18 protein-coding genes and 1 tRNA gene are annotated in these 18,840 nt (G+C 62.4%); 6 read left to right on the top strand and 13 right to left on the bottom strand.

Going from position 1 to position 18,840, the window contains the following annotated elements:
• Window positions 1–89 precede the first annotated feature (89 nt).
• The 12 genes from PY254_RS10825 to PY254_RS10770 form a co-directional block, all read right to left on the bottom strand.
• Window positions 90–347 carry a BolA family protein gene (locus PY254_RS10825; RefSeq protein WP_281012054.1) on the bottom strand — a complete coding sequence of 86 codons (258 nt, stop codon included), beginning with the start codon at window positions 345–347 and terminating at the stop codon, window positions 90–92.
• The gene (locus PY254_RS10820; RefSeq protein ID WP_281012053.1) at window positions 344–646 is read right to left on the bottom strand and encodes a YciI family protein; all 303 of its coding nucleotides are present in this window, start codon (window positions 644–646) and stop codon (window positions 344–346) included. The genes PY254_RS10825 and PY254_RS10820 overlap by 4 nt, the downstream gene beginning before the upstream one ends.
• Before the next feature lie 52 nt (window positions 647–698).
• A complete protein-coding gene (locus tag PY254_RS10815; protein WP_281012052.1) occupies window positions 699–1,187 on the bottom strand; it encodes a PaaI family thioesterase in 489 nt (162 codons plus the stop codon).
• Window positions 1,188–2,705 carry a lysine--tRNA ligase gene (gene lysS, locus PY254_RS10810; protein WP_281012051.1) on the bottom strand — a complete coding sequence of 506 codons (1,518 nt, stop codon included), beginning with the start codon at window positions 2,703–2,705 and terminating at the stop codon, window positions 1,188–1,190.
• 95 nt (window positions 2,706–2,800) lie between these two features.
• The gene (locus tag PY254_RS10805; protein WP_281012050.1) at window positions 2,801–3,127 is read right to left on the bottom strand and encodes a hypothetical protein; all 327 of its coding nucleotides are present in this window, start codon (window positions 3,125–3,127) and stop codon (window positions 2,801–2,803) included.
• Window positions 3,128–3,173: 46 nt separating this feature from the next.
• A protein-coding gene (gene prfB, locus PY254_RS10800) for a peptide chain release factor 2 (protein WP_281012049.1) occupies window positions 3,174–4,299 on the bottom strand; the annotation gives its coding sequence in 2 pieces (ribosomal slippage) (window positions 3,174–4,223 and window positions 4,225–4,299; 1,125 coding nt in all).
• Window positions 4,300–4,412: 113 nt separating this feature from the next.
• Window positions 4,413–6,080 (bottom strand): asparagine synthase B, encoded by a 1,668-nt coding sequence (gene asnB, locus PY254_RS10795; protein WP_281012048.1) that lies wholly within the window; start codon window positions 6,078–6,080, stop codon window positions 4,413–4,415.
• A 132-nt stretch (window positions 6,081–6,212) separates the two neighbouring features.
• On the bottom strand, window positions 6,213–6,335 hold the full coding sequence (locus PY254_RS10790) for a hypothetical protein (protein ID WP_281012047.1): 123 nt from the start codon (window positions 6,333–6,335) through the stop codon (window positions 6,213–6,215).
• Between the two features lie 62 nt (window positions 6,336–6,397).
• Complete coding sequence (locus PY254_RS10785; protein ID WP_281012046.1) at window positions 6,398–6,772, bottom strand: SpoIIAA family protein; 375 nt, start codon at window positions 6,770–6,772, stop codon at window positions 6,398–6,400.
• A gap of 68 nt (window positions 6,773–6,840) precedes the next feature.
• Window positions 6,841–8,598, bottom strand: coding sequence for a single-stranded-DNA-specific exonuclease RecJ (recJ, locus tag PY254_RS10780; RefSeq protein ID WP_281012045.1), 1,758 nt, complete (start codon window positions 8,596–8,598; stop codon window positions 6,841–6,843).
• Entirely contained in the window at window positions 8,595–9,515 is a 921-nt protein-coding gene (locus PY254_RS10775) for a phosphoglycerate mutase (protein WP_281012044.1), read from the bottom strand. The genes recJ and PY254_RS10775 overlap by 4 nt, the downstream gene beginning before the upstream one ends.
• Window positions 9,516–9,517: 2 nt before the next feature.
• Window positions 9,518–11,452 carry an ABC-F family ATP-binding cassette domain-containing protein gene (locus tag PY254_RS10770; protein ID WP_281012043.1) on the bottom strand — a complete coding sequence of 645 codons (1,935 nt, stop codon included), beginning with the start codon at window positions 11,450–11,452 and terminating at the stop codon, window positions 9,518–9,520.
• Between the two features lie 193 nt (window positions 11,453–11,645).
• On the opposite strand from PY254_RS10770, the gene PY254_RS10765 reads away from it, so the two are divergent.
• The 5 genes from PY254_RS10765 (at window position 11,646) to PY254_RS10745 (ending at window position 15,606) form a co-directional block, all read left to right on the top strand.
• Entirely contained in the window at window positions 11,646–12,008 is a 363-nt protein-coding gene (locus tag PY254_RS10765; protein ID WP_281012042.1) for a hypothetical protein, read from the top strand.
• A gap of 117 nt (window positions 12,009–12,125) precedes the next feature.
• Complete coding sequence (locus tag PY254_RS10760; protein WP_281012041.1) at window positions 12,126–13,160, top strand: agmatine deiminase family protein; 1,035 nt, start codon at window positions 12,126–12,128, stop codon at window positions 13,158–13,160.
• Window positions 13,161–13,219: 59 nt separating this feature from the next.
• Window positions 13,220–14,110 carry a carbon-nitrogen hydrolase gene (locus PY254_RS10755; RefSeq protein WP_281012040.1) on the top strand — a complete coding sequence of 297 codons (891 nt, stop codon included), beginning with the start codon at window positions 13,220–13,222 and terminating at the stop codon, window positions 14,108–14,110.
• A gap of 89 nt (window positions 14,111–14,199) precedes the next feature.
• Complete coding sequence (locus tag PY254_RS10750) at window positions 14,200–15,435, top strand: TraB/GumN family protein (RefSeq protein WP_281012039.1); 1,236 nt, start codon at window positions 14,200–14,202, stop codon at window positions 15,433–15,435.
• Window positions 15,436–15,519: 84 nt separating this feature from the next.
• Window positions 15,520–15,606: transfer RNA gene (locus PY254_RS10745), tRNA-Leu, on the top strand.
• Window positions 15,607–15,696: 90 nt separating this feature from the next.
• On the opposite strand, the gene PY254_RS10740 is transcribed toward PY254_RS10745, so the two are convergent.
• Window positions 15,697–16,083, bottom strand: coding sequence for an HU family DNA-binding protein (locus tag PY254_RS10740; RefSeq protein ID WP_281012038.1), 387 nt, complete (start codon window positions 16,081–16,083; stop codon window positions 15,697–15,699).
• A 513-nt stretch (window positions 16,084–16,596) separates the two neighbouring features.
• Between PY254_RS10740 and PY254_RS10735 the strand changes: the two genes are divergently transcribed.
• On the top strand, window positions 16,597–18,441 hold the full coding sequence (locus PY254_RS10735; protein WP_281012037.1) for a putative bifunctional diguanylate cyclase/phosphodiesterase: 1,845 nt from the start codon (window positions 16,597–16,599) through the stop codon (window positions 18,439–18,441).
• The last annotated feature ends 399 nt before the right edge of the window (window positions 18,442–18,840 follow it).

Below are 18,840 nucleotides of genomic sequence, written 5' to 3'. Positions count from 1 at the left end.
AGTCACTGTGCCAAACGCAAGGCGGCGCTGCAATGCGTTCCTGCGTAAGGTAACAGTTGAAAAATATAACCTAACACTTTGTTCCTGAATTACTTATTCTTCGCATCTATTGATAGTGCGTGGATACCATGCTCCATCAGACCATCCAGCGCCGCGTAAACCAGCCGGTGCCGGCGGATCGGCAGCAGCCCGTCGAACGCCGGACTGACGATATGCACATGAAAATGACCCTTGCCCTCGCCGGCATGTCCGGCGTGCAGGTGACCTTCATCGACTACTTCCAGCTCGATCGGCGCCAGTGCCTGGGTGAGGCGCTGGCGGATCTGTTCGAGCATCACTTCACTCACGCCGGCAACGCCTTGCGGAACGGCTTGATTTGTACGTCGGCGTAAACGCCGGCCGCGATGTAGGGATCGGCATCGGCCCAGCTGCGGGCGTCAGCCAGTGACGAAAATTCAGCCAGAATCATGCTGCCGCTGAAACCAGCTGGACCCGGATCTTCGGCTTCGATCGCCGGGAATGCGCCCGCCACGAACAGCCGACCTTCATCCAGCAATGCCTGCAGCCGTGCGATGTGCGCCGGGCGAACGCTCCTGCGCTTTTCCAGCGAGTCGGCAACGTCCGTTCCGATGATGGCAAACCACATGGTGCAAGCTCCAGAGTTGAGATGAAACGCGAAGTTTAACGCACGGCGCCGGTCAGCCGTTCCGCGCGGCTGCGGCCAGCTGCGCGGTATCCACGCGCACGAAGATTGAATCGCCCAGCGCCGTCAGCACGTCGCCAGCGAAAACCTCGCAAAGCACCCGCGTCTTGCGGCCCAGCTCACCGTCGACGCGTGCCTTCAAAGTCAGCGGCACGCCCATCGGCGTGGGCTTGAGAAACTTCACGCCGAGGTTGCCGGTAACGCAGTCAATGCGCGGCTTGCTGTCCGGCTCGCGCCCTTCCGCGCGGTAGTGGTACGCCATCGCCGTCCAGTTGGAATGGCAATCCACCAGCATCGCGATCAGGCCACCGTAGACCAGCCCCGGCCAGCCGTGAAAGTCGGCATCGGGCAGATGCGTGGACACCACATGCACGCCATCCGCATCCCAGCGACTCTTGATGTGCAGCCCGTGCGGATGGGCACTGCCGCAGCCGTAGCAGATGCCATCGGGCGCAGCCAGATCCTGTAGCGCCAGTGTGTTCACTCAGGCCTCGGGTCGCATGTACGGGAACAGCAGCACGTCGCGGATCGAGGATGAACCGGTCAGCAACATCACCAGTCGATCGATGCCGATGCCGAGGCCGCCGGTGGGTGGCAGGCCCACTTCCAGTGCGCGAATGTAGTCGGCGTCGAAATGCATCGCCTCGTCGTCGCCGGCATCCTTGGCGTCGACCTGGGCCTGGAAACGCGCGGCCTGGTCTTCCGGGTCGTTCAACTCGGAGAAGCCGTTGGCCAGTTCCTTGCCGTTGACGAACAGCTCGAAGCGGTCGGTGATGCCTTTGTCGGTATCGCTTTCGCGCGCCAGTGGCGACACTTCGACCGGATGGTCGGTGATGAAGGTGGGCTGGATCAGCGTGTGTTCGACGGTGTGCTCGAAGATCTCCAGCAGCAGCTTGCCCCAACCGTAACCAGGTTTCACCTGCGCACCGACGCGCTTGGCATGCGCCGCCATCGCCTCGCGATCGCGCAACTCTTCGCGCTTGATTTCGGGGTTGTGCTCAAGCACGGCATCTTCCATGCGCCAGCGACGGAACGCCGGGCCGACGTCGATCGCCGCACCATCCCATTCGATTTCCGTGGTACCGAGCACGTTGGCCGCGGTGTCGCGGATCACCGCCTCGGTGAGATCCATGATCTCGTGATAGGTGGCGTAGGCCTGATACAGCTCCAGCATGGTGAATTCGGGGTTATGCCGCGTGGACACACCCTCATTGCGGAAGTTGCGGTTGATCTCGTAGACGCGGTCGAAGCCGCCAACCACCAGGCGCTTCAGGTACAACTCCGGCGCCACGCGCAGGTACAGATCCAGATCCAGCGCGTTGTGATGCGTGGTGAACGGCTTGGCCGTGGCGCCGCCGGGGATCATGTGCATCATCGGCGTCTCCACTTCCATGAAGCGACGCGACGGTGCTTCCAGCCACTGGCGCATGTAGCCGATGATCCGCGAGCGCAGCATGAAGGTGCGCCGTGCTTCCTCGGTGACGATCAGGTCGACGTAGCGCTGGCGGTAGCGCTGCTCCACGTCGGCCATGCCGTGATGCTTGTCCGGCAGCGGTCGCAGGCTCTTGGTCAGCAGACGCAGCTGGTCGACACGCACCGAAAGCTCGCCGGTCTTGGTGCGCATCAGCACGCCTTCGGCGCCCACGATGTCGCCCATGTCCCAACTCTTGAATGCCTCGTAGATCTCGCCGACCGTGCCCTGATGGATGAACAACTGGATGCGACCGCTGAAATCCTGCAACTGCACGAAGCTGACCTTGCCCTGCACGCGCTTGAGCACGATGCGACCGGCCATCTTCACCCGCCGTGCGGCAGCCTCGACAACTTCTGCCGTGTGCGCATCCTTGTCTGCGAACTCGGCCTGCAAATCACCGGCGAAGCTGTCGACTTTGAAGTCGTTCGGGAACGCGATGCCCTGCTCGCGCAGCGCATGCAACTTTTCGCGGCGCTCGGCAATCAGCCGGTTCTCGTCGATGATCGGGGTGTCGGTCGTTTCGCTCATGGGACTTTTGCTGCTCCGGGCGTCCGCATCGCTTGGCGAACGCCTCATGGTTTGATTCGGGTTGCCAGACAACACGCAATGGCCTGCAATACGCGTCAATCGCCCTTGTTGAAAACCTTCTTGACCGCGTGTTTCGTCGCGTTCCAGCCATCGCGTGCACCGTGGCCAATGCCCAGCCCGGCCTTCTTCGCACCGTGACCAATCCCCACGCCGGCTTCCTTCCCACCATGGCCCACCTTCGTGGCCACATGCTTGGTCGCATGACCGACGTCGCGAGCACGATCAGCGATGCCGTGGCCTGCCGTTTTCGCGTCCTGCTTGATGCTCTGGCCGGAGCCATCCTGGGCTGCGCAAGCGGTGGAACTGAACGCTGCAAACATCGCGCAAACCAGCAGCATGCGGAAGGTTTTCTTGCTGTTCATGACCGGGACTCCACTCGAAAAATGCACACATTCAACGCATCAACACTTACGCATCGATGCGTTTGGAGCCAGCCTCCAGACCCGATTTCAGGCTGGCCTCGATGAATTCATCGATGTCGCCGTCGAGCACTTTCTGGGTGTCGGTCCGTTCGATGCCGGTGCGCAGATCCTTGATGCGGCTCTGGTCGAGCACGTAGTTGCGGATCTGGCTGCCCCAGCCAATGTCGGATTTGGTCGCTTCCAGCGCATCGCGTTCCACATTGCGCTTCTGGATTTCCAGTTCGTACAGCTTGGCGGCCAGCATCTTCATCGCGGTGTCGCGGTTCTGGTGCTGGCTGCGGCCGGTCTGGCAGGCCACCACGGTATTGGTCGGAATATGCGTGATTCGCACCGCCGATTCGGTCTTGTTGACGTGCTGACCACCGGCGCCGGAGGACCGATACACGTCGGTACGCAGGTCAGCAGGATTGATGTCGATCTCGATGTTGTCATCGACTTCCGGCGACACGAACACCGAAGTGAAGCTGGTGTGCCGGCGGTTATCCGAATCGAACGGCGACTTGCGCACCAGCCGGTGCACGCCGATCTCGGTCTTCAACCAGCCATAGGCGTAGTCACCCTCGACGCGGAAGGTGGCGGACTTGATGCCGGCCACGTCGCCCCCGGAGACTTCCATCAACTCGGTCTTCCAACCGCGGTTTTCGCACCAGCGCAAATACATGCGCAGCAGCATTTCGGCCCAGTCCTGCGCTTCGGTGCCACCGGCACCGGCCTGGATATCGACGAACGCGTTGGTTGCATCCATCTTGCCGGAGAACATGCGCTGGAATTCCAGCTTGCCGACTTCGGTTTCCACCTTGGTCAGATCGTCGATCACCGATTGCGCAGTGTCATCGTCACCGTCGGCAATGGCCATCTCCAGCAACTCACCGGCATCGGTGAGGCTGGCGGTCATGCGGTCGATGCCGTGGACAATGGTATCGAGCCGGGCACGCTCGCGGCCCAGTTCCTGGGCGCGCGCGGGGTCATCCCAGACCGTGGGACTTTCCAGTTCGCGGGTTACTTCTTCCAGACGTTCGCTTTTTGTAGCGTAGTCAAAGATACCCCCGAAGTGACTCGACACGGTCACGAAGGTCGGTGATCTGGGCCTGGATGGGATTGGTCTCGATCATGGTAGGAAATCGCAGGAAAACAGCTCGCAATGGTAGCAGAGCCCATGCCGGCACAGCATGCCGACATGAGGCTTTGACGGTCACGCCGGGCGATTGCCACCTCGACTGCAAGCTCAGGCCAACGCCTGCTGGTGCACGCCCTTCACCGCACGCCCGGACGGATCAGCCGCACTGGCAAAGGCCGGGTCCCACGCCAGCGCCGCTGGCGAGGAGCAGGCGATCGACTTGCCGCCAGGCACCGTGGCTGCACAGGCTTCACCCGGAAAATGTTGCTCGAAGATGCAGCGGTAGAAATAGGCTTCCTTGGTTGCCGGCGTGTTGAACGGGAAACGAGCCGCAGCCGCCGCGAACTCGCGGTCACTGACCTGTTGTTCCGCATGCGCCTTGAGCCCGTCGATCCAGCCGTAACCGACGCCGTCGCTGAACTGCTCCTTCTGCCGCCACAGAATTTCATTCGGCAACGCGCCTTCGAACGCCTCGCGCAATACCGCCTTCTCGATCTTGCCCTGCCCGGCCATCTTCCGTACAGCATCCAGTCCCATCGCCACGTCGATGAATTCCAGATCGAGGAACGGCACGCGCGCCTCCACTCCCCAGGCCATCATCGCCTTGTTCGCGCGCAGGCAATCGTAGCTGTGCAGCGCATCAAGCTTGCGCACGGTTTCTTCGTGAAAGGCCTCGGCCGACGGTGCCTTGTGGAAGTACAGGTAACCCCCGAAGATCTCGTCCGAACCCTCGCCAGACAACACCATCTTCACGCCCATCGCCTTGATCCGCCGCGCCAGCAAATACATCGGCGTAGCGGCGCGAATCGTGGTGACGTCGTAGGTTTCGATGTGCCGGATCACTTCGGGCAAGGCATCCAGCCCTTCCCAGAACGTGTAGATGAAACCGTGATGCACGGTACCCAGCGCATCGGCAGCGATCTGCGCCGCAGCCAGATCGGGCGAGCCGTCCAGCCCGACCGCGAACGAATGCAGCCGCGGCCACCACGCTTCGCTGCGATCGTCGTCCTCGACCCGCTCACGTGCAAACTGCGCCGCGCAAGCCGCGACCAGTGAAGAATCCAGCCCGCCGGACAACAACACGCCGTACGGCACATCGGTCATCAACTGACGATGCACCGCCTGCTCGAAGGCCTCGCGCAACGCGGTTGCACTGACTTCCTGGCCACGCGTCGCTTCGTAATCACGCCAGGGTTTGCTGTAGTAAAGCTGCAATTCGCCGCTCGCGCTGTCGTAAACATGCCCCGGCGGAAACGGCGCCACGTCGGCACATACGCCAACCAGCGCCTTCATCTCCGACGCCACGCAAAGACGTCCCTGCACGTCATGCCCCCAATACAGCGGGCACACGCCCATCGGATCGCGGGCGATCAAATAACGCTGCGCCACACCATCCCACAGCGCGAACGCGAAGATGCCGTTGAGTTTGCCGAGGAAATCACTGCCATGCTCCCGATAGAGCGCGTTGATCACCTCGCAGTCCGACCCGGTGGTGAAGTCATAGTCACTGGCCGCACGCAGCTCGCGGTGGTTGTAGATCTCGCCGTTGACCGCCAGCGCCAGCGCGCCATCACGCGAACGCAGCGGCTGGGCACCGCTGGCCGGGTCGACAATCGCCAGGCGCTCGTGCACCAGAATCACACCGGCGTCGACGAAAACACCACTCCAGTCCGGCCCGCGATGGCGCTGGCGCTGCGACAGTTCCAGCGCCTGTCGGCGCAACGCCGCCAGATCATCACCGGGTTGCAGGTCGAACATTCCGAATATCGAGCACATGGTGAAGGCCTTTTGTTTGTGCGACCGATCCCTGATCGCGGGGCAAAAGTGGGCATCCATGCCCACAGGCAAAAACGAAGAAGGCCCGCACTAGGCGGGCCTTCTTCGCGTATTTTTCGTGGAGACTTGAAGCTACGCGAGGGCCCGCCAACGGTTGGCGTTATTGTTCGCGCGATTATTGTTGTTGCTGGCCAGCACGAAACCCTGCGCGGAGAGCGCAATGAGGTTGACGAAACGGGCGGTGGCGGAATGCATGGACTTACTGGAACAGATTCTCAGCAGCTTGGCAAGTGCCGAAAAACGGATCAATCGGCCATTTAGCCGTCTGAAGCTTCGGTGATCCAGGCAGTAGCCTGTTCGATTTCAGCGGCATGGAATAGCCGGACTTGTGCCGGTATGGCAAAGCTGAACGTGGCAGCAGTCACTCGCAGCCATGGCACGTCGGTGACCAGAGCCACGCGATCCCAACCACTGAAATGCCGCGCACCCAGCTTCGCGTCGTTCCACATGGCGCCCGGGTCGAAGCCGGTGAAGTCCTCCGCGGTGACATACAGCAAGCGCAATTTGCGATTGAGCGCAAACGCCGCTTCCACGTCCGGCACGATGATGCTTTCGTAGTCATCCGCGGTGACCTGACCATGGGCACGAAAACCCAGCGTGCCGGCAGGCAGACCTTCGATTTGTGAAATCATGGTTGTTCTCCGTGGAGGGTGGAGGCGCCAGCATGCACCCCATCACGTGAACAACGCGCAAGAAAGGTTCAAGCCGCTTCGATATGCCGCAGCAGCAGGCGCGGGCTTTCGCGGCCTTGCCAGTCGTTGATCACCAGCTCGTAGGCGGCACGCAGGCGCGACGGCGGCGGTTGGCCGTGATAGGCGTTGAACATCACCGCGTCATGCACGGCGCCATCGCGCGGATCGCGCAATTGCAGGCGCAGATGGCATTCACCCATCACCTTCCAGCTGGCGCAGTCGAACACGTTATCGAACAACGGTTCGGGGAAGGCCTGGCCCCACGGCCCGGCCCGACGCAATTGCCGGGCAAGATCCAGCGTAGCGGCGCCGGGCGGCAGCTCGCCGTCGGTATGCAACACCGCTTGCAAACGTTCTGGCTCGATCAATTCGCGTGCCACGGCATCGAAGGCAGCAGCAAACCGCGGGTAGTCCACAGCCTTCAGGCTCAGCCCGGCCGCCATCGCATGGCCGCCGAAGCGCTCGATCAGGCCGGGCTGGCGTGCATCGATGGCGGCCAGCGCATCACGGATGTGGAAGCCCGGAATCGAACGGGCAGACCCACGCAAATTATCACCATCGTCTGCACTGGCCGGAGCAAAGGCAATCACCGGGCGATGCAGCCGCTCTTTAAGTTTAGAAGCGACCAGACCCACCACGCCTGCATGCCACGACGGTTCGAACAAGGCCACGCCGATCGCGTCGATGTCGGAGAGGCCGGCGACCATTTGCTCCGCTTCGGCCACCATGGAGGCTTGAAGATCGCGTCGCTCACGGTTGATTGCATCGAGCTGCGCGGCGTAATGGCGTGCCTGCGCCGCGTCATCGGTGAGCAGGCATTCCACCCCAAGCCGCATGTCTTCCAGACGCCCGGCAGCGTTCAAGCGGGGACCCACGGCAAAGCCCAGATCACTGGCGCACAACGTCGCCAGACTGCGCTTGCCAGCTTCGACCAGCGCGGTGATGCCGGCACAGGCGCGCCCGCCGCGCATACGCTGCAGGCCAGCTTCGACCAGCACGCGGTTGTTGAAATCCAGCGGCACCAGATCGGCCACCGTGCCCAGCGCAACCAGGTCGAGCACGCTCGAAAGATCGGGGCGTTGGCGCTTTTGAACAGCACGGCCGGGGATGGTCCCCTGCTGATCTTCGCGATCAGGATGATCACCAGGGTAAAGCCGCGCACGCAGGCTCAACAGCAAGTAGAACATCACGCCGACGCCGGCCAGCATCTTGCTCGGAAACGGATCGCCGGCCAGATTCGGATTGACCATGGCATCGCAGTCCGGCAGCTGTTCGCCGGGCAAATGATGATCAGTGACGATGACGCGGATACCACGGGCCTTCGCTGCCGCCACGCCGGCCACACTGGCTACGCCGTTGTCCACGGTGACGATGAGTTGCGGTGTCGGCTGCAGCGAAGCCACGAAGGTGGCGCTCAGACCGTAGCCGTGGGTGAAACGATTGGGAATCGCATAACCAACCTGCCGCGCACCGAGCAGACGCAGACCGCGCACGGCCACCGCGGTGCCGGTGGCGCCGTCACAGTCGTAGTCGCCGGCGATCAGGATGGACCAGTCATCACGGATGGCTTCAGCCAGCAGGTCGACCGCCTGACTCATCCCACCAAGCAGTTCCGGCGACAGCATCCGGGCCAACCTGTGTTCAGCCTGCGCAGGTTCCAGCACGCCCCGCGCGGCATACACCTGCTGCAAGACCGGGTGCACCGAAGCCGGCCAACCGTGCGGCTCAGCCCGACGTTCGCGCCGTTGCAGTTGCAACACGCTCAACGGCCCACCCTGCGCCACACGCGCCAGCGGTGCCAGGGTTTGCGCTGCCAGCGCTCGCCACTGGCGAACTGCAGCAGCACCGGCTGTTGCTCAAGCAATGGCTGTACGCACGGCCACCAATGCGTGGCGATGTCACGTGCCGGCAAGTCCTGCAGATCGATCAAGCTACCTGCTTTGCTGGTCGCGATGGTTTCAGGACTGCGCGCCTGCTGCGTGATACCTGCGAGCGACGCCAGTGCGCGCAACAGCACGTCGTCGCTGATTACACCGCCAAATTGAGTGGTGATCCCGGTCGGCAAACGCCCGCCACCCCACAACCACAAGCTGTTGACCGGCGATAGACCGCGCGCCTGTCGTTGCCGATTCAGCGGATGCTGATGCAACAACACCTGAATATCATTGAGCAGGACACGCCAGCGACGGCCCTCCGGACCTTGCGGCAAATGCTGGGCGAGGTCCTCACCCAACGCCTGCGCGGGGGCAGCGAAATCGGGCAGCGATATGTCCGCTGGCAATCGGAGATGCCAGTGATCGGGCGTGGAAACCTCCAGTTGCATGCCGACTTCTTCGAACACCGGCCGCAACGCTTCGGCCAGCGCTTGCGCCGCGTCCCGGTCCAGCTGCATGCGTCCACAAGCCAGCAGCCGCACGCCATTCATGTCCGGCTGAATCCAGGCCGGATCGGCCGACAGCCACAGGCCATCGGCGGCGTCGCCGGCAAGAAACTGGCGGGTAATGGCCGCCGCCGTAAGCTTCGCGTCGACCGACGAAAAATGATCAGCCAATCCGCCGAAGTAACCCTTGCCGCCCGCGGCAAGACGATCAGCCCGGGCCAGCCATTCGCGTAGCGGATGCCCAGGCTCGAAGTGCGCCAGCGCGGGCAGCCACAACTGCAGCGAGCGAACCGTTAGCGACATGGCTATGCCTCCAGTTGTTCCATCAACGCCAGCCATTCGCTTTCCAGCGCTTCTTTCTCGCTACGCAACTCGGCCTGCCGCTGGCCCAGCCGCATCATTTCCTGGGTCGGTCCGTTGTAGGTGGCCGGGTCAGCGAGTTGCGTCTCGATCGTGCTCAGCTCGGTGTCGATCGTGGCAGTGCGCGTCTCGACCTTTTTCACCCGCTGGCGCGCAGCTTTCTCGTCGTCACGCTGAGCGGCCACCTGACGGCGGCGCTCCTCCGGTGAAATCTCGACCAACTTGACTTCCACCGGCTTGGCCGCACCGGCTTTCGCGGCCTTCTTGCTCGCCGATCCGCGATTCTTCAGCCAGCGCGCGTAATCGTCGAGGTCACCATCGAACGGCTCTACCACGCTGTCGGCAACGCGCCAGAAGCTGTCGCAAACCATGCCCAGCAGATGGCGGTCATGCGAGACCAGGACCAGTGCGCCGTCGAAATCGGCCAGCGCATCGGCCAGCGCTTCGCGCATGTCCAGGTCGAGATGGTTGGTGGGTTCGTCGAGCAGCAACAGGTTCGGCTTGTCCCACGCGATCAGCGCCAGCGCCAGGCGCGCACGCTCGCCGCCCGAGAAACCGTCAACGGATTCAAACGCCCGATCACCGGCGAAGTTCCAGGTGCCAAGGAAATCGCGCATCACCTGTGTTGCTACACCCGGCGCCTTGTCCATCAGGTGATCGAGCGCGCTGGCACCTTCGCGCAGGCTTTCCACCGTGTGCTGGGCGAAGTAGCCGATGTTCAGATCCTTGTGCACCTTGCGCTCGCCGCTGAACGGCTCCAGCTCACCGACCAGCGTTTTCACCAAAGTGGATTTGCCGGCGCCGTTGGGGCCGAGAAGACCGATTCGCTCGCCCGCCTCGATACTGAAACGCACGTCGGCGAGCACGATGTGGGCGACTTCCTCATTGCCCTCGCGACTGGATGGGTCGGCCATATAGCCGGCGGTGATGTCTTCCAGTTGCAGCATCGAATCCGGCAGGCGACCGGGTATCGGGAAGGTGAAGCTGAAGGGCCGGTCAGCGCGCACGGCCTCGGTGCCGGCCAGCTTCTCCAGTCGTTTCATGCGCGATTGCGCCTGTTTGGCCTTGGTCGCCTTGGCCTTGAAGCGGTCGATGAAGGACTGCAGATGGGCGCGCTCGGCCTGCTCGCGTTCATGCGAGATCTGCTGCTGGCGCAGCTGCTCGGCACGCAGGCGCTCGAATGCGCTGTAATTGCCGGTGTAGAGCTTGGCCTTGCCGTCATTGAGATGCAGCGTATGGGTAATCACGCCGTCGAGGAACTCACGATCATGCGAGATGATCAGCAAGGTGCCCTGATAGCGGCGCAGCCATTCTTCCAGCCACAACACGGCGTCGAGATCGAGATGGTTGGTCGGCTCATCGAGCAGCAGCAAGTCCGACGGACACATCAGTGCACGGGCCAGGTTCAGGCGTCCGCGCCAGCCGCCGGAGAATTCCTGCACCGCACGCTCGTGCGTTTCAGGTGGGAAGCCCAGCCCATGCAGCAGGCGCCCGGCACGGGCGCGGCCGTCATAACCGTTCAACTCTTCGATGCGGTGATGCGCCTTGGCCATCGCGTCCATGTCGCCGCGCTCGCCAGCATCGGCTTCCGCGTTGATCGCCTCGGCCAGCTCCTCATCACCGCCCAGCACGTAGTCGATTGCCGCATCGGGCAGCGCCGGGGTTTCCTGCGCCACCGAGGCCAGCCGCAACTTGCCGGACATCTCCAGCTCGCCGGCATCGCCTTCGAGCTTGCCCTGCAAGGTGGCGAACAAGCTGGACTTGCCACAGCCGTTGCGGCCGATCACGCCGAGGCGCCAGCCACTCTGGATCACCAGATCGATGTCGGAAAGCAGCAGTCGACTGCCACGGCGCAAGGCGAAATGTCGGAAGGAAATCATGAAAAACCCGGACTGAAGCGGGCGGGTCGTTGCCCGCAGCCGCCCATGATAGCGGCGAACGGGTTATTCTCGACCAATCACCGGGTGTGAGCGAATGCCGAATCCATCGCAATCGTTCGCCTCCGACATGGCGTAGCATGGTTACTTCTGCTACAACGACGCCGCATACAGCCTTGCAGGGAGAGGGGAACCGATGGTCAAGTTCACTACTATTTTGCCAATCGTCGTCGTACTGGCGGCGGCCGCTGCCTTCGCCGCGCCGCAGAACGCCGTGGCGGCACAGCACAAGCACGGCGACAGCCTGCTGGTGCACCGTGTGCAGCAGGAAAAGGGCATGAACCTGCCCCGCCGCGGCTTGAGCATGAGCCAGGTCGAGAAGACCTGGGGCGCACCGCAACGCAAGCTGTCACCACGTGGTGGCGACACCAGCAAGCACCCACAGATCAACCGCTGGGAGTACGCGAACTTCATCGTTTACTTCGAACACAGCCACGTGATCCACTCGGTGCTGAATACGCCGGCAGGCAATAACACCGATCCTTCGGCGATCCACTGATTCGCTGATGAAAACGCGGCCCGCAGCAATGCGGGCCGCGTTTTTGTGTAAGCGTGCCCACCTCGTCGTACACTTTGCGGTCGTACGCCATACCGCCTGTCCACGAGACTGTCCCGCATGACCGACCACAACTTGCGCCTGCCCGCCGAATGGGAACCGCAATCCGCCGTACTGATCGCCTGGCCGCACGCCGATACCGACTGGGCCGACCGGCTGGCCTCGGTCGAGAGCACCTACGTGGCACTGGCTGCTGCGGTCACCCGTTTCCAGTCGTTGATCATCGTGGTTGCCGACGCGGCGTTGCGAACTCACGTGGAAGGCCTGCTGGCGGATGCCGGCGTGACGCTGTCGAAAGTACGCTGCATCACCCTGCCCTACGACGACACCTGGCTGCGTGATTCCGGTCCGATCACCTTGAAGGGCGGCGACGCCGGCTTCCAGCTCACTGATTTCCGTTTCACCGGCTGGGGTGGCAAGTTCGGTGCCGAGCAAGACGACGCGCTGGTCGCGGGCCTGGTCGGAGCTGGCGTATTTGGCCATGCAGCACACAAGCGCATCGACTGGGCACTCGAAGGCGGCGGCATCGAAAGCGACGGCGCCGGCACCATCCTGACCACCTGGCGTTGCCTGGTGCAGCGGCATCCGGAGCAGTCGCGCGAGGAAATGAGCGCGATCCTCAGCGATGGCCTGCACGCCAAGCGCGTGTTGTGGCTGGATTACGGTTATCTCGAAGGTGACGACACCGACGCCCACATCGACACGCTCGCCCGCTTTGCGCCGGGTGATCGCATCGTGTTCCAGGCCTGCGATGACGCCAGCGATCCGCACCACGACGAATTGCAGCGCATGGCCGCCGAGCTGGCCACACTGCGCACGGTGGATGGTCGCCCGTATCAGTTGCATCCATTGCCGTGGGCGCAACCAATCATCGATGAAGGCCGCCGTCTCGCCGCGTCCTACGCGAACTATCTGATCGTCAACGGCGCCGTGCTGGTGCCCGCCTACGACGATCCGGCCGATGCAGAAGCCGCCCGCATCATCGGCAGCGCCCATCCGGGCCGCGAAATCGTGCAGGTGCCCTGTCGCCCGCTGATCTGGCAGAACGGCAGCCTGCACTGCATCACCATGCAGCTGCCGGCCGGGCTGGCCTGACCCGCATCGGCTAAACTGCGGGGTCTGTTCCAGCTGGCGCCACGCCCAGGATAGCCCCGATGACCCGCAAGACCCTCAAGGTTGCGCTGCTGCAAGAAACCGACCGCGGCAGCCGCAACGCCAACCTCGACGCGATCGAGGCCGGCCTGCGCGAGGCTGCCAAGGCCGGTGCCGAACTGGTATTGCTGCAGGAACTGCATAATGGACCGTACTTCTGCCAGCACGAGTCGGTCGAAGTGTTTGATCAGGCCGAAACGATTCCCGGCCCCGGCACCGAGCGCATCGGCAAGCTGGCCGAGGAACTGCAACTGGTGGTGGTCGCCTCGCTGTTCGAGAAGCGCGCGACCGGGCTATATCACAACACCGCCGTGGTTTTCGATCGCTCCGCAGAGATCGCCGGCAAGTATCGCAAGATGCACATTCCCGACGATCCCGCCTTTTACGAAAAGTTCTACTTCACCCCGGGCGACCTTGGCTTCGAACCGATCAACACTTCAGTCGGCCGCCTCGGCGTGCTGGTGTGCTGGGACCAGTGGTATCCGGAAGCGGCGCGCCTGATGGCGCTCGCCGGCGCTGAATTGCTGCTCTACCCCACCGCCATTGGTTGGGACCCGAACGACGACCAGGCCGAGAAGGATCGCCAGCGCGATGCCTGGATCACCGTGCAGCGGGGCCATGCGGTAGCCAACGGTTTGCCGCTGTTGTCATGCAACCGTACCGGTTATGAAGCCGATCCGAGCGCAGTCGGCGCCGGTATCCAGTTCTGGGGTTCAAGCTTTGTTGCGGGCCCGCAGGGCGAGTATCTGGCCCAGGCCGGCACCAACGGCCGGGAACTGCTGCTGGCCGAGGTTGACCTGGCGCGCAGCGAGCATGTGCGGCGGATCTGGCCGTTCCTGCGCGATCGCCGCATCGATGCGTATGCCGACCTGCTCAAGCGCTACCGCGACTGAATCCGTGCGAGCACAGGATGTGCTTGCTTGTTCCGCATGGCGATCGTCCCCATGCTTGAATTTCCACCTGAAACCGGCCGGCTGATCGCATGAGTGTTCCTGAAACCGAAGTCATCGCCTTGCCTGCTGCGCTGGATGGCCAGCCAATCGAACGGGTGCAGCGCGAGGGCGTGGAGTACGTGGTGCTGGGCACCGCCCACGTATCGCGCAGCAGCATGGAAGCGGTCGAAGCCATGCTCGATCACGAGCACTTCGACGCGGTGGCGGTGGAACTCTGCGATAGCCGCGCGCAAAGCATGCGTGACCCCGAGGCCTTCAGGCAGCTCGATCTGTTCAAGGTCATCCGCGAGGGCAAGGCCGGCATGGTCGCTGCGAGCCTGGTGCTGTCAACGTTCCAGAAACGCCTGGCCGACCAGTCCGGTATCCAGCCCGGCGCGGAGATGAAAGCCGCCATGGACGGTGCGGACAAACGCCAGCTGCCGCTGTGGCTGATCGATCGCGAAGTCGGCACCACGCTGAAGCGCGCCTGGCGCAGCGTGGGTTTCTGGCAGCGCTTCGGCCTGCTCGGCGGCTTGCTGGCCAGCGTGTTTGATCGCGAAGACATCGAACAAGGCGAGATCGAAAAGCTCAAGCAGGAAGACTTGCTCGAAAGCGCCTTCAGTGAATTCGCCAACGGTTCCAAGCCGCTCTACAACAGCTTGATTGGCGAACGCGATGCGTTCATGGCCGCACGCCTTCGCCAGGAGGCCGCTCGTTCGGCCACCACCGAACCACGCCGCGTGCTGGTGGTGATTGGTGCCGGCCATCTCAAGGGCATGTGCGCGCTGCTGCGCGAGCAGCAGGACGATCCCGCCAGCACAGTCACCGAACTGGCGCTGTCACCACCGAAGGCGCGCTGGCCGAAGTGGCTGGCCGTGGCGCTGGTGCTGCTGGTTTTCGCCGCGATTGCCTGGGCGTTCCATCAGAACACTGCGCTCGGCACGCAGGCCCTGCGTGACTGGGTGTTGTTCACCGGTGGCTTCGCTGCAGTGGGCGCGCTGCTCGCTGGCGGTCATCCGGTCAGTATCCTGGCGGCCTTCATCGCCGCGCCGATCAAACCGTTTCGCCCCGGCATTCCCGCCGGCGGCATCAGCGCGATGGCCGAGGCCTGGGCCCGTCGACCGCGCGTAGTCGACTTCGACACCCTGCGCGACGACATCGTGCATTGGAGTGGCTGGTGGAAGAACCGGGTCGCTCGCACCTTGCTGAACTTCTTCCTGGTCAGCGTCGGCACGATCATCGGCGAGTACAGCGCCGGCATCCACATCTTCAAGAGTCTGTTCTGAACGGGCCCGAATGACAGGCCCTTGCTGCGCGCATGTTACGATTCGCGCCGCCTGCAGCCACGCTGCAGTTTGCTCCGACATCCGGCCCGAATGGCGAAACTGGTAGACGCAAGGGACTTAAAATCCCTCACCCTCACGGGTATCCCGGTTCGATTCCGGGTTCGGGCACCAAACACGTTTCCACGCCTTACTGACGCACAAAAAAAGTGCGACGGACGGGCCGTCGCACTTTCATGATTGACGCAGAGTAAACAGCAGCTATCAGGCCGCCGCGTCCTTCAGCTTCTTCAGCGGGCGGATCTTGACCTTGACCGACGCCGGCTTGGCCGCGAACCACTGCTCTTCCTTGGTGAACGGGTTGATACCCTTGCGCTTCGGCTTGGCCGGCACGCTCACCGAGGTGATCTTCAGCAGACCCGGCAGCTGGAACGAGCCTGCGCCCTTCTTGTGGATGGAACCGGCAACGGCGCCTTCCAGTGCAGCAAGCACGGCACGGACGTCCTTGGCGACCACGCCGCTGGCTTCCACGATGTGTGCCACCAGGCTGGTTTTGTTCAGCGCTTCCTTGATCGGCTTCGGAGCTGCCGGTGCGGCCTTGGCCTTCGGTGCCGGCTTGCTCTTGGCTGCTGCTTTCAGTGCCTTTGCCATGGATTTCCCCTCGTCTAGGTGTGATGGAATGTTTGAATGCCTCACGGCACGCTGAATGTAGGGGAATTTTAGGGTTACGCCAACGGGTTTGCACATAAATTCTCGTACTTATGTGTCGAAAGTACGAGTCTGAGCAATCTACTCGCTGTTTGAGCACCACATGACGTACGCTGCTACCGACGGATCGAAGCGCCAAACGCGAAGACCGGGGGGCGCATGGTTGAACCAACAAGTTTCGGCTATTACACAGTTGCCCTGATAGCAGTCGGGGTGTTGGTGTGCGGTGCGGCTCTGCAGTATCTGATCGTCGGTCTGCGCGGCGGAACGGATCGCACCTATCTGGCTTTCAGCGTGCTGTGCGCATGTGTCGGAATGCTGTCTATCGCAAGCGCATTCCAGTACGTCACTACATCGCTTGTGTTGGCCGTCCCAACGGTGCGCCTGTTGACGGGCATCTCCTTGCTGACGCTACCGTCACTGGCGTTTTTCGTGGGTTTCTACACGGAAAGGCCGATGAACCGCTACCTGCTCGGCATGCTCTGCCTGCTTTCACTGGGCATGTTCTGGATCAACCTGAGCAGTCCCTATGGCGCGTTCTATACGCTGCTGGAAGAAGGTCCGCGCATGGTACTGCCCTGGGGTGAACAGCTGTTCACCATCAAGCGCACGATTTCGACCGCCGGATATGTATACAGCCTGCTGGACATCCTCGTCATTGGCTGGACGTTCTACAGCGCAGCGCGACAAGTCCTGGCCGGCGAACGCTGGCGCGGCGGCATGTTGCTTGTGTGTCTGACCATGTTGGTCATGGGCGGATCATGGAGCTTCATTCTGCTCAAGACACTGAACCTGCGAAGCCCACCGCTGGATCTGTTTGCGTTTCCGTTGTTTGTGCTGTTGATGGGCATCTCCCTGGCCGACCAGATCCGTCGACGCAGCCTGCAACTGGAAACCATCGCCGGCGAATTGCGGGATGAGGCCAACTCTCGGCGCAGGGCCGAACTCGACCTTCGCCATGCCGCCTATCACGACGCCTTGACCGGCCTGCCGAATCGGCTGCGTGCGCTGTACATCCTCACTGATCTGTTGGTCGAAGCCAGCCAGCGCAAGCAGTACGGCGCGGTGTTGATGGTCGATCTGGACAACTTCAAGACCATCAATGATTCGCTGGGACACCAGGTGGGCGACCGCGTGCTGGAATGCATCGGCGATACCCTGCTTGCAGTGGCGCCATCCGACGCCACCGTTGCCCGCCTGGGTGGGGACGAGTTCATCATGTTGCTTGGTGCCAGCAACGCCACGCCGGAACACGCAGCCACATGCGCGATGGAAATTGCCGAAAGCCTGTTGCAGCGACTTGCCACGCCGCTGGCAATTGACGGCCGCTTTCTAGGCGTGGGCGCCAGTATTGGCGTGGCGGCATTTCCGCACGACGGTCAGGGCGCAACCGACGTCGTTCGCTGTGCGGACATTGCGTTGTATCGCGCCAAGTCAGCCGGACGAAATGCCGCGCGCCTGTTTCTGCCGCAAATGCAACGCGAGGCCGATGCACGCATGGACCTGGAGCGCGGCTTGCGCGAGGCGCTGGAACGGCACGAGTTTTCGCTGCATTTCCAGCCTCAGGTGGACATGCACGGAAGGCTGGTCGGTGCCGAGGCCTTGCTGCGCTGGACCCACGCCACGCTGGGCCAGATCTCGCCGGTTACTTTCATTCCGATCGCCGAAGAAACCGGGCTCATTCATGCCATCGGCGCGTGGGTGGTTGCTCGCGCCTGCGAGCACCTTCGCAAATGGAGGTCGCTGGGAATCGATTTTGGTGGCCGAATCTCGGTCAACATCAGCCCATGGCAAATTGCCCACCCGCAATTTGTAGCGAACATTGCTGCGCAGATGGCCGCTGCCAACGTCAGTCCGTCGGAGTTGACGCTCGAATTGACTGAAAGTGCACTGTTGACCGACTTTCCCGCGGCACTGCAGACGCTGAAGCAACTTTCCGCCATCGGCTTCCAGCTATCGCTGGACGATTTCGGTACCGGTTACTCGTCACTTTCCTACCTGCAACAACTGCCCATGGACGAGTTGAAGATCGACCGCTCCTTTGTCACCTCGTTGCAACCGGATGTTGCCGATCCATTGGCGGGTTTTGTGATCGAGGTGGGCCAGCGACTGGGCATGACCACGATTGCCGAAGGCGTCGAAACGAAAGAGCAGGAAGCCGTGTTGCGGAAACTCGGCTGCGACCTTATGCAGGGATACCTCATCTGCAAACCGTTACCGGCAGATGAATTCCAGCAGTGGGCGATTCAGCACGCGGTAGCCGCAGGCGGCACCGACGACGCCACCACGCCAAGCTGTTGATTGCGTGGTGGCCGCGACACCATTGCCAACTCTGCACCGATCGATTTCAAGCCAACAAAAAACCCGCCGATGGCGGGTTTTCAGCGGCTGATTGGCAGCCTGTCGAGCAATGGCTAGGTCGGAATCGAATCATGGCCCGAAACGCTTTCCTGAAGCCAATCATCCATAGAGAAAGCTCTCCGCTACCGTCAAATATACCGCCAGCACGGCGCGATGCTCATGGATCGCAGCCGCTTTGGCAGGTTGACCGACATTCTCGCCCTCACTTCGCGCAACGATACGCCTTACCGCTTACGCTCGGCGTCCATCCTCCATCCAAGTTCGACCATACGATGTCAGTAGCTCCCAACCGAGCGGCCTTTTCGCGTGCTTCCGTTTGCGCGTTCTTTTCGCCTGTAC

This window comes from Rhodanobacter sp. AS-Z3 (assembly GCF_029224025.1).
Classification (GTDB): domain Bacteria; phylum Pseudomonadota; class Gammaproteobacteria; order Xanthomonadales; family Rhodanobacteraceae; genus Rhodanobacter.
This window is presented reverse-complemented; position numbering and strand designations above follow the sequence as displayed.

Bases quoted from the DNA above. Each gene is read 5' to 3' on its own strand.
- PY254_RS10820 (WP_281012053.1), bottom strand. From the start codon at position 646: ATGTGGTTTGCCATCATCGGAACGGACGTTGCCGACTCGCTGGAAAAG.
- lysS (WP_281012051.1), bottom strand. From the start codon at position 2,705: ATGAGCGAAACGACCGACACCCCGATCATCGACGAGAACCGGCTGATT.
- PY254_RS10805 (WP_281012050.1), bottom strand. From the start codon at position 3,127: ATGAACAGCAAGAAAACCTTCCGCATGCTGCTGGTTTGCGCGATGTTT.
- asnB (WP_281012048.1), bottom strand. From the start codon at position 6,080: ATGTGCTCGATATTCGGAATGTTCGACCTGCAACCCGGTGATGATCTG.
- PY254_RS10790 (WP_281012047.1), bottom strand. From the start codon at position 6,335: ATGCATTCCGCCACCGCCCGTTTCGTCAACCTCATTGCGCTCTCCGCG.
- PY254_RS10785 (WP_281012046.1), bottom strand. From the start codon at position 6,772: ATGATTTCACAAATCGAAGGTCTGCCTGCCGGCACGCTGGGTTTTCGT.
- PY254_RS10775 (WP_281012044.1), bottom strand. From the start codon at position 9,515: ATGTCGCTAACGGTTCGCTCGCTGCAGTTGTGGCTGCCCGCGCTGGCG.
- PY254_RS10770 (WP_281012043.1), bottom strand. From the start codon at position 11,452: ATGATTTCCTTCCGACATTTCGCCTTGCGCCGTGGCAGTCGACTGCTG.
- PY254_RS10765 (WP_281012042.1), top strand. From the start codon at position 11,646: ATGGTCAAGTTCACTACTATTTTGCCAATCGTCGTCGTACTGGCGGCG.
- PY254_RS10760 (WP_281012041.1), top strand. From the start codon at position 12,126: ATGACCGACCACAACTTGCGCCTGCCCGCCGAATGGGAACCGCAATCC.
- PY254_RS10755 (WP_281012040.1), top strand. From the start codon at position 13,220: ATGACCCGCAAGACCCTCAAGGTTGCGCTGCTGCAAGAAACCGACCGC.
- PY254_RS10750 (WP_281012039.1), top strand. From the start codon at position 14,200: ATGAGTGTTCCTGAAACCGAAGTCATCGCCTTGCCTGCTGCGCTGGAT.
- PY254_RS10740 (WP_281012038.1), bottom strand. From the start codon at position 16,083: ATGGCAAAGGCACTGAAAGCAGCAGCCAAGAGCAAGCCGGCACCGAAG.
- PY254_RS10735 (WP_281012037.1), top strand. From the start codon at position 16,597: ATGAACCGCTACCTGCTCGGCATGCTCTGCCTGCTTTCACTGGGCATG.